The organism is Methylobacterium sp. Leaf99 (assembly GCF_001422375.1).
In the GTDB taxonomy this organism is placed as follows: Bacteria; Pseudomonadota; Alphaproteobacteria; order Rhizobiales; family Beijerinckiaceae; genus Methylobacterium.
Genome location: NZ_LMMU01000013.1, coordinates 23,836 through 36,572, shown reverse-complemented (window position 1 = coordinate 36,572; position 12,737 = coordinate 23,836). Strand labels below are relative to the sequence as shown.

Below are 12,737 nucleotides of genomic sequence, written 5' to 3'. Positions count from 1 at the left end.
CGCTTGTTAGGTCCTGCGGAGCTTGTCAGGTCCGGCGGATCAGGGTGCCGGCACCGTAATCGGTGAACAGCTCCAGCAGCACCGCGTGGCTGACCTTGCCGTCGAGGATGACCACCGCCTCGACGCCCTGCTCCAGGGCGTAGATGCAGGTCTCCACCTTCGGGATCATGCCGCCCGTGATGGTGCCGTCGGCGATGAGCCGGCGGCAATCCTCCAGGGTCAGCTCGGGGATCAGCTTCTTGTCCTTGTCGAGGACCCCCGGCACGTCCGTCAGCAGCAGCAGGCGCTTGGCCCGCAGGGCCCCCGCGATGGCGCCCGCGAAGGTGTCGGCATTGACGTTGTAGGTCTGGCCGTCGGCCCCGAAGGCCACGGGGGCCAGCACCGGGATGAGTTCGGCCTTCAGCACCGCGTCGAGGACGCCGCGCTCGACATGGTCGGGCTCGCCGACGAGGCCGAGATCGACCTTCTGCTCGGTCTGGCTCTCGGGGTCGATGATGGTGCGCGTGGCCTTCTTGGCCCGCACCATGTTGCCGTCCTTGCCGCACAGGCCGATGGCCCGCCCGCCCTCGGCCGAGATCCAGCCGACGATCTGCTTGTTGATGGAGCCGGCCAGCACCATCTCGACCACCTCAACGGTGGCTTCGTCGGTGACGCGCAGGCCGCCACGGAACTCGGATTCGATACCGAGGCGCCCGAGCATGCGGCCGATCTGCGGGCCGCCGCCATGGACCACGATGGGCTTGAGACCGGACTGTTCGAGCAGCACGATGTCCTCGGCGAAATCCTCCGCCGCGGCGCGGTCGCCCATGGCGTGGCCGCCATACTTGATCACCACGATCTCCTGATCGTAGCGCTGCATGTGCGGCAGGGCCTGGACCAGGACTTCGGCACGCACGTGCACGTTGGGCAACGGATCTTTCATCGTGGGGCTCGTTCCTCGATGCGTGCCGGGCGGTCGTGCGCGGCGCCGGCTTCTACCGCAGGCATGCGACCCTGCGAAGCATCCGGCGGCAATTTTTACGCCCGCCCGTTTTCAAGCCCGACTATGCGGAGCGGAGCGGCGGCGTCAGATCACGGCCTCGATCAGTCCCAGGCGGCGGGCCTCTTCGGCTTCGAGGTACCAGTTCGACGGCGCGCGGACGAGAACCTCGTCGAGGGTCACCATCGAGCCGATGACGAGGTTGGCGAAGCCCTCGTTCTGGATCTCGATGGAGCATTCGAGTTCGTGCAGGGCCGCCTTCACCGTGGCGATGCAGGTGGTCAGCGGACCTTCGATGTTCAGCTTCTTGGAGATCTTGCGTTCGTGGATCATCAGGCGCGTGCCGCGCGTCAGGTAGCGGTTCGAGCGCGCGAAGAAGCTCATGAAGGTGGTGCCGGCCGAGTAGATCGCCGCCTTGCCGAGGAAGACGATGCGCCGATGCGGGTCGAGGTCGCTGGCGAAGCGGATATCCTCGCCCATCATCCGGGCCACCTCCGGATCGCCCCCGAGGGTCGAGAGTTCGACGACGACGAACTCCCGGTCCGAGGCCGCGTCGAACTGGTTGCGGAAATCCTTGTACATCGCCTGATCCACCGGACCGGACAGCAGGATGGCGGGCGCCTTGAAGGCGGAGGCGGGAAGCGGCGTCGTGTCCATGATGTCCTTCGGAACGCAGGGTCGCCGTCGCGGCGGCGCGGGATGCGGCTTGTGAGACGCGTTCCGCCGCCCCGAGGTTCCGACCCGCATCCCACGGAGGCGCAGCGCCCGCTCGCCGGACAGCCGAGATCGAAGGAAAGCGACGCGGAAGGGCTCACCTCGACACGTGATGATTTGCGGGAACTGATTTTCGCATCGCCGCATCATGCTTTTAAGAGTCGATTAACCGTGATCCGCGATCCTGTGTCCTGCCGCACAGGGACTGAGCCGATGCCGAACACCGATCCCGCCATCACCCGTCCGACCCTCACCAACCCCAGCCTGCTCGCCAGCGCGCTGCACCGAATCGGGACCGAAGCGGCTTCGACGGCCGAGATCTGGCGTCGACTCACCGAGCATTACATCGTCGATCTCGATGCCGTGGCGGCCCTCCTGCCCCGCACCGAGCCCGAGCCGCTGTGGCTGCAGAGCCGCGACTGAGCGTGGTGCGCGCATCACACACGTGGATGGCGCAGATCTGACATCCCGTCCTGGCATACGGCGTGCTTGGACAAGACGACCACCATCAAAGATCAAGAATACGCCAGTCCCGCCCTCGAGGAACGCTTCAGACAACGATCACGCGGCCGCTCGGACGCCAGAGCCAACCCGCGGACCTTCTTCGCCATCTCGAACAAGGGGTCCGTCATGTCCGAATTGCTGTCCGTCGCCCTCGTCTGTGCCTCGACGATGCTGGCCCAGAATTGCTCGCGGGCCACCGCCCTCGACGTCATCGTCTCTCCAGCCCGCACGCCGATGGAGTGCATGATGCACGGACAGGCCGTCGCGGCTTCCACCGGCCTCCCCGGCGGGGACGAGCGCTACCTCAAGGTCACCTGCGAGCGTCGTCATGCCGACCTGCGCCATCTCAGGCGCGCCGGCTACGCCGCTGCCGTGGTTCTGGTCCGGCGCGACGCCATCTGAGAGGACCGATCGGAGGCGGACGACCGCGCGCTCACGCGGTCGCCGCCGCGCCCGTGAGGCGATCGCCGATGTGGAGGGTGCCTCCCGCCACCACCTCGGCATAGATGCCGCAATCCGTGTGGCCGAGGTGGCGCGACAGGGTGTGGGGGATCGCGAGGTCGCGAATCCCCGTGACCGGATCGACATTGGTCGCCGCACACCGTTCGGTTCGTTTCAGGATGCGCAGGGTGACGCCGCCCGGTGTGGCGAGGGTGTGCCCGACGAGGTCGAGTTCGCCCCACGGCGCCAGTCCGGAGACGTGGAGATTGGCGCGGAACCGTAAGGGATCGACGGCGGCGCCCGTCATGGTCTCGATGGCGGCGACGCTGGCGAGGTTCAGAAGCGAGACGAAGCCGCGCGGCGAATCGGTGAATCGGAAGCCGTCGGGCGCGGTGAGCACCTTCGGCGGTCCGCGCAGGGCCTCCGGCAGGTAGCCGGCCAGATACGTCTCGATGTTCGCACGACCCTCCGCCGTGTCGAGGTCGCCCCGCGCGACGACCTCGCCCCCGTGCCGGAGGGTCAGGCTGTTCTCGTGGGCATCGTAGCGTGCGTCGAGGCGGGCCAGGGCCTCGTGCCGCATCAGCATGAGGAACTTGATCTTCGGCTGGTGCACGGGGGCGGCGGGATCGAAGCCGGACGGGCCGTTCTCGACGGCGAACAGGCGATCGCCGGGAAAGTACCGGCCCGCGTCCAGATCGGCGCTGTCGAGCCTCTCGGGCGAGAGTCCTTTGACGGGATAGCGGTGCAGGGCTTCGAGGCGCAGATCGGTTGTCATCCGCGCAGCATGGCCCCCCGATCGTGGCGTGTGCAAGCGGTCGCCTCACGTGCCCCCCTGCATCCATGGTCGGACCCCTTGTGGTGCGAAATTACAACACCACATCCGGGCTACCGGCGGCCACGGTGGCGCCGAGGTTCTCGCGGCAGAAGCCGGGGAACGACGTCTCGGCAGGGCCGTGCCGCATCATGCGGACGGGACCGAACCGACACGGAAAGGGTCGACAAGCATGAATTTCGAAATCTACACCGAACGCGCGCGCGGCTTCGTCCAGTCGGCGCAGACCCTCGCCATGCGCGAGGGCCATCCACAATTGCAGCCGGGGCACCTTCTGAAGGTGCTGCTCGACGACCCCGAAGGCCTGTGCGCCGGGCTCATCGATCGCGCCGGCGGGCAGTCCCGCGTCGCCCTCGCGCAGGTCGAGGCCTGGCTCGCCAAGCAGCCCAAGGTGTCCGGCAATTCCTCGCAGCCCCAGGCGACGCGCGAACTCGTGCGCCTGTTCGACACCGCCGAGAAGGCGGCCGAGAAAGCCGGCGATTCCTACGTCACCGTCGAGCGCCTCCTGCTGGCGCTCGCCGTCGAGAAGGACAGCGAGGCCGGCAAGGCGCTGGCCGCCGCGGGCGCGACGCCGGCCTCCCTCAACGGGGCCATCAATGCCCTCCGCAAGGGCCGCACCGCCGACAACGCCACGGCCGAGAACGCCTACGACGCCCTGAAGAAATACGCCCGCGACCTCACGGAAGCGGCCCGCGAGGGCAAGCTCGATCCGGTGATCGGACGCGACGAGGAGATCCGCCGCACCATCCAGGTCCTGTCCCGGCGCACCAAGAACAACCCCGTCCTCATCGGCGAGCCCGGCGTCGGCAAGACCGCCATCGTCGAGGGCCTGGCCCTGCGCATCGTCGACGGCGACGTGCCCGAGAGCCTGAAGGACAAGAGCCTGCTCGCCCTCGACATGGGCTCGCTCATCGCCGGCGCGAAGTACCGTGGCGAGTTCGAGGAGCGCCTGAAGGGCGTGCTCTCCGAGGTGACGGCGGCGAATGGCGGCATCATCCTGTTCATCGACGAGATGCACACCCTCGTGGGCGCCGGAAAAGCCGACGGGGCCATGGACGCCTCGAACCTCCTGAAGCCGGCGCTGGCGCGCGGCGAGCTGCACTGCGTCGGTGCCACCACCCTCGACGAGTATCGCAAGCACGTGGAGAAGGACGCCGCCCTGGCGCGGCGCTTCCAGCCCGTCTTCGTGTCCGAGCCCACGGTGGAGGACACGGTCTCGATCCTGCGCGGCATCAAGGAGAAGTACGAGCAGCACCACGGCGTGCGCATCCAGGACGCCGCGCTGGTGGCCGCCGCCACCCTGTCGAACCGCTACATCACCGACCGCTTCCTGCCCGACAAGGCCATCGACCTCATGGACGAGGCGGGCTCGCGCCTGCGCATGCAGGTGGATTCGAAGCCCGAGGAACTCGACAACATCGACCGGGAGATCGTGCGCCTGAAGATCGAGGGCGAGGCCCTGAAGAAGGAGACCGATTCCGCCTCCCGCGATCGCCTCGTGCGGCTGGAGAAGGAGCTGGCCGACCTGGAGGAGCAATCCTCGGCCATCACCTCGCGCTGGAAGGCCGAGAAGGACAAGCTCGGCGCCGCGGCCGACCTCAAGAAGAAGCTCGACGAGGCCCGCACGGAACTCGCCAACGCCCAGCGCCAAGGCCAGTACCAGCGTGCCGGCGAACTCGCCTACGGCGTCGTCCCGGGCCTGGAGAAGCAGCTCGCCGAGATCGAGGCCGCGGCTGAATCCGCCGTCAGCCGCGACGGCATGGTCGAGGAGGCGGTGACTCCGGCCCACATCGCCGGGGTGGTCTCGCGCTGGACCGGGGTGCCCGTCGACAAGATGCTGGAGGGCGAGCGCGAGAAGCTGCTCGCCATGGAATTGGCGCTCGCCAAGCGCGTCGTCGGCCAGCGCGAGGCGGTGGAGGCGGTCGCCACCGCCGTGCGCAGGGCGCGCGCCGGCCTGCAGGACCCGAACCGGCCCATCGGCTCGTTCATGTTCCTCGGGCCCACGGGCGTCGGCAAGACCGAGCTGACCAAGGCGCTGGCCGGCTTCCTGTTCGACGACGACACCGCCTTGGTGCGCATCGACATGTCGGAATACATGGAGAAGCACGCGGTGGCCCGCCTCATCGGCGCGCCTCCGGGCTATGTCGGCTACGAGGAGGGCGGCGCGCTCACCGAGGCCGTGCGGCGCCGGCCGTATCAGGTCGTGCTGTTCGACGAGGTCGAGAAGGCGCATCCGGACGTGTTCAACGTCCTCCTGCAGGTGCTCGACGACGGGCGCCTGACGGACGGGCAGGGGCGCACGGTCGATTTCCGCAACACGCTGCTCATCATGACCTCGAACCTCGGCTCCGAGTACCTCGTCAACCAGGCCGAGGGCGAGGAGACGGAGGGCGTCCGGGACGAAGTGATGGGCGTCGTGCGCCACCACTTCCGGCCGGAATTCCTGAACCGGATCGACGAGATCATCCTGTTCCACCGCCTCAAGCGGTCTGAAATGGGGGCCATCGTCGATATCCAGCTCGGGCGGCTCCAGAAGCTCCTGGACGAGCGCAAGATCACCATCGACGTCGCGCCCGAAGCTCGGGACTGGCTCGCCGAGAAGGGCTACGACCCGGCCTACGGTGCGCGTCCCCTGAAGCGGGTGATCCAGAAGGCGGTGCAGGATCGTCTGGCCGAGCAGCTCCTGTCGGGGACCATCCACGACGGCGAGACGGTACCGGTGCGGCTCGGCCCGCTCGGGCTGGCCGTGGGCGATGCCTTCTCGAACGAGTCCCGTCCGGCGAGCCTGCTGCTCAACTGACGCGAGCGAGCTGTCGAGCCGACGGGATTCTGCTGTCGAACTGACGAAAGTGTGATCGGGCCGCCGCCTCGCCGTGGCGGCCCGCTTCGATCCGGCGACGGACCGCCGCGTTGAGCAACAGGGTTAGCGATTTCTTAACGGGTGCGGCCGAAGCCTGCCTGAGGAACGGATGCCCCCCGAAGGACTATCGCACGACACAATCAGGCCTTAATCCTGACGGTCACGCTTCAACACGGACGAACGCCATGCGAGCCTGCGCCCTTCCCCTCGTTCTGCTCCTCGCCGGGTTGGCGCCCGCCGGCGCCGGATCGCTCCCCGTGGACGAGACCACCTATGTCGAGCGGTCCCTGAATCGCGACGGTCCCCTCGTCGTCGAGCACCGGCCCATCGCCCGCATGCCGGGCGGACGCCGAAGCGGTTCTTCGGCCGAACTCGCCGGGTTCTGCCACGAGGGCGGCATTATTCGCCGCCGCGACGAGTTCGGACAGCCGGTGATTCTGCGTCAGCGAGAGGTTTGCGACAACGTCGCGCCGCGCACGCTTCATCCGGGCGAAGTCGATGCCCGTCCGACCTGGCCGGAGGAGCCCGGCGCGCGCCGCCGCGTCCTGCGCGTCAAGGGCTGAGTCCCCGGTTCAGCCGTAGCGGTGGAGGCTCGACCCGTTGCGCTTGAGCCAGCGTTCCGCCTCGTCGACGTTGGGGCAGATGGAGCCGACGAGGTCCCAGAATCGGTGCGAGTGGTTCATCTCCCGGAGGTGCGCCATCTCGTGGGCGACGAGGTAGTCGAGCACCACGGGCGGGGCCAGGATCAAGCGCCACGAGAAGTTCAGGGCGCCCTGCGCCGTGCAGGAGCCCCAGCGGCTGCGGGTGTCGCGCACGGTGATCCGCGTCGGGGTCCGGCCGATGGCGGCCGCATAGGTCTTCACCGCCGCCGTCAGGTCGCGGCGCGCCTCCCGTTCGAGGAAGTCGCCGATCCGCCGGGCGATGTGCGGCGCCTCGCATGCCACGGAAATCGAAGGACCGTCCGGGCTCGGCTCCACCCGCGTGAGGCCACCGGTACCGGCGCGATGGGCGATCCGGTGGGGTACGCCGCGCAGGGGCAGGATCGCCCCGGCCTCGAAGGCGACGCGCTCCGGCAGCCGCGCCAGCCGCATGGCGATCCAGCCGCCATGGCCGATGGCGAATGTCCGTGCCACCGCCAGGGAGGTCCGGGCCGGCAGGGTCATCACCACCTCGCCGGTGGCGCTCGACACCCGCAGGGTCAGCCGCCGCGCCGTGGGCCGCCGCCGCAGGGCGACGCGGAACGTCTCGCCTTCGTGGACGACATCGAGGTGATCCGGGTCCGGCCCGCGCAGCAAAGCTAACCGCATGGGGACAGCTTAGCGGCGTGTCCGCCGCGCCGCCATCGGCGCGAGCGGATTTGCTGGGGGTGCTCAGGCCGCGGGGTCGTGCGCGATGGCGGGCCGGGCCTGCATGGCGCGGATGAATTCGGCGATGCGCGGCGCGATCACCGTCCGATAGCGCGAGCCGTTGAACACCCCGTAATGCCCGACTCCCTTCTGCAGGTGATAGGCCTTGCGCTCGGGGGCGAGGTTCGGCGTGAGCTCTAGGGCCGCCTGCGTCTGTCCGACGCCGGAGATGTCGTCGTTTTCGCCCTCGATGGCCAGGATGGCGCAGGTGCGGATCGCCCCGAGATCGACGCGCGTCCCGGCATGCATCATCGTGCCCTTCGGCAGGGCGTGGTCGACGAACACCGTCTTGACCGTCTGCAGGTAGAACTCCGCCGTCAGGTCCATCACCGCGAGGTACTCGTCGTAGAAGTCCCGGTGCTTCTCGGCCGAGTCGCCGTCCCCGGTGACGAGGTGGTCGAACATCTCCGCGTGGGCGTTGACGTGCCGGTCGAGGTTCATCGCCATGAAGCCCGAGAGCTGGAAGAAGCCCGGGTAGACGCTGCGCCACGCCCCCGGATAGCCCGCGGGCACGGTGGTGATGCAGTTGCGTTCGAACCACGTGGTGCCGCGCTCCTGGGCGAGGCAGTTCACGGCCGTCGGCGAGCGCCGCGTGTCGATGGGGCCGCCCATGAGGGTCATGGAGGCCGGGACGGTGGGATGCCCCCGTGCCTCCATCACGGCGATGGCGGCGAGAACCGGCACCGCCGGCTGGCACACGGCCATGACGTGCAGGTCCGGACCGAGCTCCGCGAACAGGTCGATGAGATAGTCGATGTAGGTGTCGAGGTCGAAGCGCCCGGCCCCGAGCGGCACCATGCGGGCATCGGTCCAGTCGGTGATGAAGACCTGATGCTCCGGCAGCATCGCCTCCACGGTCCCGCGCAGGAGGGTGGCGTAGTGCCCGGACATGGGCGCCACGATCAGAAGCTTGGGCTGCGGCGCCCTCGGCGCCTGGACGAAGCCCCGGTCGAAGGTGACGGCCCGGCAGAACGGGCGCTCCCAGACGACCCGGTCGCTCACCGGAACGCTGTGGCCGTCGATCCGGGTGCCAGTGAACCCGAAGCTCGGCTTGGCGTAGCGCCGGGTCATCCGCTCGAACATCTCGCAGGCCGCCGCCATGCTGCGCGCGTAGGGTCCGTAGGACAGGGGATTGGCCGGATTCTGGAGGCTGTGCTTGACCATGTCGGCGGCCACCCGCGCCGGCGTCGTCATGATGCGCGCCGTCTCATACCAGTAGTAGGACAGGTTCACGGTTGCCTCCCCCTCGTTCCACGGCGGCGGCCACGTCCAGGGGGCGCACGCGCATCGGGCCCGGCCGTTCGGCCCGGGCCTGTCATCGACTTAGGGCGAAGCCTGCGGCGACAAGTCCTCGAACTTCCCTTTCCGGTGCTTTCGCGCTCACGGGGGAGACGCGACAGGTTCTTTCCCCATCCCGGCCTGCACTCGCGGACAAATCCGTACGGAAGCGATGTTTCGTGGACAAATCTATTGCGCGCGATGGGGATGGACGTGGCGTCGCCGAGCCCTATCGTTGCTGTGACATGATGGACATGAGCACCAACGGCTTCGCGCGCGACGCCCGGCACCTGCGGCTCGACACCTTCGTCCGCCTGCGCTGGCTCGCGATCACGGGGCAGAGCGCGGCCGTGGTCGGGGCGCAGTTCGGCCTCGGCCTGCCCCTGCCGTTCGGCTGGTGCTTCCTCGTCATCGCCGCATCGTCCTGGTTGAACCTCGCCCTGCGCATCCGCTTCCCGGCGAGCTACCGGCTCAGCGACGATTCGGCGGCCCTGCTGCTCGCCTTCGACATCGTCCAGCTCGCCGCCCTGCTGTTCCTCACGGGTGGCCTGCAGAACCCCTTCTCGCTCCTGTTCCTTGCCCCCGTGCTGATCTCGGCCACCGCCCTGCCGCCGGAGCGGACCCTGGCGCTTGGCCTGCTCGCCATCGGACTCGCGACCCTGCTGGCCCTCATCCACAGGCCCCTGCCGTGGTTCGCCGACGGGCGCCTCGAACTGCCGTTCCTCTACATTTCGGGGGTGTGGACCGCGATCCTCCTCGGCACGGCCTTCACCGGGGTCTACGCCTGGAAGGTCGCAGAGGAGACCCGTCTCCTCGCGCAGGCCCTGGCGGCCACCGAACTCGTGCTCGCCCGCGAGCAGCACCTGTCCCAGCTCGACGGTCTGGCGGCGGCGGCGGCCCACGAACTCGGGACGCCCCTCGGCACCATCATGGTGGTGACCAAGGAACTCAGTCGGCAGCTCGCCCCGACGGCGTCGCCCGGGGTGCGCGAGGATCTGGCCCTCCTGCGCGATCAGGTCGACCGCTGTCGCGGCATCCTGTCGAAGCTCACCTCCCTCGACGGCGACGGCGGCGGCTTCCTCCAGACCGTGAGCCTCAGCCACCTCGTCGAGGAACTGGTGGCGCCCCAGCGGGCCATGGGCATCATCCTCGACGTCACCAGCCGGGGGGAGGGGCCGGAACCCTCGTACCGGCGCAACCCGGGCGTCCTGTTCGGGCTCGCCAACATCGTCGACAACGCCGTCGATTTCGCGAAGACCCGCGTGATCATCGAGGCACGCTGGACCTACGAGCAGGTCTGGCTCGAGATGCGCGACGACGGCCCCGGCTTCTCCGGCGAGGTTCTGCTGCGCGCGGGCGAGCCCTACGTCACCACCCGGGGAACCGACCGCGGACGGATGGGCGACAGCACCGGGGCCGGCCTCGGGCTCGGCCTGTTCATCGCCAAGACGCTCATCGAGCGCTCCGGTGCCCAGCTCACCCTGTCCAACGCGCCGGACCCCGTCGCGACGGGCGCCGTGGTCCGGGTGTCCTGGGCCCGCCACGTGTTCGAGCGCGGCATCGCCGTGGCCCGTCATGCGCAGAATGGGGACCTGGCCACCCCTGCTCAAGACCGCTCCGATACCTATATGAGTTCGTGAAGACTTGCCCACGACCTGACATTCACTGAAACCATGGGAGACGCGTCGTATGTTGACGCAGACCGGTACGACGGCGCCCGGCGCCGACATCATTCCACTTGGCGACAACGATCCCCTGGCCGCCTTCACCGATCGCAGCCTTCTCATCGTCGACGACGACAAGCCGTTCTCGACGCGTCTGGCCCGGGCCATGGAGATGCGGGGCTACGAGGTCCACGTCGCCGAGAGCGTGGCCGAGGGTGTCTCCATGGTGGATGCGCGGGCACCCGCCTTCGCCGTCATCGACATGCGTCTCGCCGATGGCAACGGCCTCGACGTCATCGCCCGCCTGAAGGAGCGCCGTCCTGAGGCGCGCGGCGTCATCCTCACGGGCTACGGCAACATCGCCACGGCGGTGACGGCGGTGAAGCTCGGTGCGTTCGACTACCTCGCCAAGCCCGCGGATGCCGACGAGATCCATGGCACCCTCATGGCCCAGCCAGGCGAGCGCGCCGATCCGCCGGAGAATCCGATGTCGGCCGACCGCGTACGCTGGGAGCACATCCAGCGGGTCTACGAGCTGTGCAGCCGCAACGTGTCCGAGACGGCACGGCGCCTCAACATGCACCGCAGGACGCTGCAGCGCATCCTGGCCAAGCGCGCCCCGCGCTGACACCGAGGCAAGGCGAAGTTGCGCGGTCCGGCCGGATCGCGCTACTTCGCCTGACCGCCCGCGGGCAAGGCCCCGCGGAGACGGAACGAAAGTTGGGACGCTACGCCAGTGAACACGCGCAACCTCGTCACGATCGTCAGCATGATGGTGCTCGTGGGCACGGAAGTCTTCGCCGTGGCCATCGCGGCCGGCTGGGCCCTCGCCGGCATCTTCGAGCTCGGCGACACCGTCGGCCACGTGCTGATGGCGGTGTTCAGCCTGTTCGCCGCCTGGGTGATGCTGCAGCTGTGGCGCCGGGCCGTCAGCATCGAGCCCCTGCGCGCCGCACCGGCCACGCCGCGCCGCTGACGGCGGCTGGTCCGCGTTGCCAGGGCGACGTTTCCCGATTATCGCGGGGGCGCCCCGCCACGCGCAGCCGAGTCCGACCCCATGAAAGCACGCATCATCGTCACCCTGAAGACCGGCGTGCTCGATCCGCAGGGCAAGGCGATCGAGGCGGCGCTCACGTCGTTCGGCCTGTCCGGCGTCGATGGCGTGCGCCAGGGCAAGGTCTTCGATGTCGAGATCGCGGGCGACGACCGCGCGGCGGCCGAGGCGACCCTCAAGGCCGCGTGCGAAAAACTGCTCGCCAACACCGTCGTCGAGAACTACGCGATCGAGATCGCCTGATGCGCGCCGCCATCGTCGTCTTCCCGGGTTCGAACCGCGACGCGGACGTGGCCCGGGCGCTCACCCAGGCCGGGGCCGAGGTGGTCAAGGTCTGGCACGCCGACTCCGAGCTGCCGGCGGGCACCGACCTCGCCGTCCTGCCGGGCGGCTTCTCCTATGGCGACTATCTCCGCTGCGGCGCCATCGCCGGGCGCGCGGCGGCCATGGATGCGGTGCGGGCACACGCGGCCCGCGGCGGCCTCGTGCTCGGCATCTGCAACGGCTTCCAGATCCTGTGCGAATCCGGCCTGTTGCCCGGCGTGCTCATGCGCAACGTCGACCGCCGCTTCATCTGCCACCGGCAGCTCCTGCGGGTCGAGCGGGCCGACACCCGATTCACCACCGCCTACGCCGAGAAGCAGGTCATCGACGTCTGCGTGGCGCACGGCGAGGGCAACTACTTCGCGGACGCCGACACCGTCGCGCGCCTCGAAGGCGATGGCCGCGTGGCGTTCCGCTACTGCGACGCGTCGGGCGCACTGACCGTCGACGCCAACCGCAACGGCTCGCTCAACTCCATCGCGGGCATCTACTCCGAAAAGCTCAACGTGCTCGGGCTGATGCCCCACCCGGAGAACTTCGTGGAGGATCTGGTCGGCGGGACCGACGGGCGCGGCCTGTTCGCGGGGGGGGGGGGGGGGGGTGGTCGCGGAGCGACCGGGAGAGGGGCGGCGCCTTCTTCGAATACGCAGCTCCCCTCAGCCGGCCCGCATGCGCGGGCCA

The 12,737-nt window shown here is 69.0% G+C and carries 13 protein-coding genes and 1 pseudogene; 9 read left to right on the top strand and 5 right to left on the bottom strand.

From position 1 onward, the window contains the following. Positions 1-25: 25 nt before the first annotated feature. Both argB and ASF28_RS20535 read right to left on the bottom strand, forming a co-directional pair. On the bottom strand, positions 26-922 hold the full coding sequence (argB, locus tag ASF28_RS20540) for an acetylglutamate kinase (RefSeq protein ID WP_056097193.1): 897 nt from the start codon (positions 920-922) through the stop codon (positions 26-28). A gap of 144 nt (positions 923-1,066) precedes the next feature. Next, positions 1,067-1,636, bottom strand: a complete 570-nt coding sequence (locus ASF28_RS20535) for a hypothetical protein (protein ID WP_056097192.1) — start codon at positions 1,634-1,636, stop codon at positions 1,067-1,069. A 270-nt stretch (positions 1,637-1,906) separates the two neighbouring features. Between ASF28_RS20535 and ASF28_RS20530 the strand changes: the two genes are divergently transcribed. Both ASF28_RS20530 and ASF28_RS20525 read left to right on the top strand, forming a co-directional pair. Continuing rightward, complete coding sequence (locus ASF28_RS20530; RefSeq protein WP_056097190.1) at positions 1,907-2,116, top strand: hypothetical protein; 210 nt, start codon at positions 1,907-1,909, stop codon at positions 2,114-2,116. Between the two features lie 207 nt (positions 2,117-2,323). Beyond that, on the top strand, positions 2,324-2,599 hold the full coding sequence (locus tag ASF28_RS20525) for a hypothetical protein (protein ID WP_056097287.1): 276 nt from the start codon (positions 2,324-2,326) through the stop codon (positions 2,597-2,599). A 31-nt stretch (positions 2,600-2,630) separates the two neighbouring features. Here ASF28_RS20525 and ASF28_RS20520 read toward each other — a convergent pair whose 3' ends face one another. Next, positions 2,631-3,413, bottom strand: coding sequence for an MOSC domain-containing protein (locus ASF28_RS20520; protein ID WP_056097188.1), 783 nt, complete (start codon positions 3,411-3,413; stop codon positions 2,631-2,633). A 229-nt stretch (positions 3,414-3,642) separates the two neighbouring features. Here ASF28_RS20520 and clpB point away from each other — a divergent pair, with 229 nt between their 5' ends. Beyond that, positions 3,643-6,270 (top strand): ATP-dependent chaperone ClpB, encoded by a 2,628-nt coding sequence (gene clpB / locus ASF28_RS20515; protein WP_056097186.1) that lies wholly within the window; start codon positions 3,643-3,645, stop codon positions 6,268-6,270. 245 nt (positions 6,271-6,515) lie between these two features. Continuing rightward, positions 6,516-6,893 carry a hypothetical protein gene (locus ASF28_RS20510; protein WP_056097185.1) on the top strand — a complete coding sequence of 126 codons (378 nt, stop codon included), beginning with the start codon at positions 6,516-6,518 and terminating at the stop codon, positions 6,891-6,893. A 9-nt stretch (positions 6,894-6,902) separates the two neighbouring features. On the opposite strand, the gene ASF28_RS20505 is transcribed toward ASF28_RS20510, so the two are convergent. Together ASF28_RS20505 and ASF28_RS20500 are read right to left on the bottom strand one after the other, a co-directional pair. Further along, the gene (locus ASF28_RS20505) at positions 6,903-7,637 is read right to left on the bottom strand and encodes a M48 family metallopeptidase (protein ID WP_056097183.1); all 735 of its coding nucleotides are present in this window, start codon (positions 7,635-7,637) and stop codon (positions 6,903-6,905) included. A 63-nt stretch (positions 7,638-7,700) separates the two neighbouring features. Next, the gene (locus tag ASF28_RS20500) at positions 7,701-8,969 is read right to left on the bottom strand and encodes a polyhydroxyalkanoate depolymerase (protein WP_056097182.1); all 1,269 of its coding nucleotides are present in this window, start codon (positions 8,967-8,969) and stop codon (positions 7,701-7,703) included. A 290-nt stretch (positions 8,970-9,259) separates the two neighbouring features. Between ASF28_RS20500 and ASF28_RS20495 the strand changes: the two genes are divergently transcribed. The 5 genes and pseudogenes from ASF28_RS20495 to purQ all read left to right on the top strand — a co-directional run. Continuing rightward, positions 9,260-10,654 (top strand): ActS/PrrB/RegB family redox-sensitive histidine kinase, encoded by a 1,395-nt coding sequence (locus ASF28_RS20495; protein WP_056097180.1) that lies wholly within the window; start codon positions 9,260-9,262, stop codon positions 10,652-10,654. 49 nt (positions 10,655-10,703) lie between these two features. Further along, positions 10,704-11,306, top strand: coding sequence for an ActR/PrrA/RegA family redox response regulator transcription factor (locus ASF28_RS20490; RefSeq protein WP_056097178.1), 603 nt, complete (start codon positions 10,704-10,706; stop codon positions 11,304-11,306). Positions 11,307-11,414: 108 nt separating this feature from the next. After that, entirely contained in the window at positions 11,415-11,654 is a 240-nt protein-coding gene (locus ASF28_RS20485) for a hypothetical protein (protein WP_056097176.1), read from the top strand. A gap of 81 nt (positions 11,655-11,735) precedes the next feature. Continuing rightward, a complete protein-coding gene (gene purS / locus ASF28_RS20480) occupies positions 11,736-11,975 on the top strand; it encodes a phosphoribosylformylglycinamidine synthase subunit PurS (protein ID WP_056097174.1) in 240 nt (79 codons plus the stop codon). Next, positions 11,975-12,637 (top strand): annotated as a pseudogene (gene purQ / locus ASF28_RS22100) (phosphoribosylformylglycinamidine synthase subunit PurQ); the annotation flags it as partial. The gene purS and the pseudogene purQ, both read left to right, overlap by 1 nt. Between the last annotated feature and the right edge of the window lie 100 nt (positions 12,638-12,737).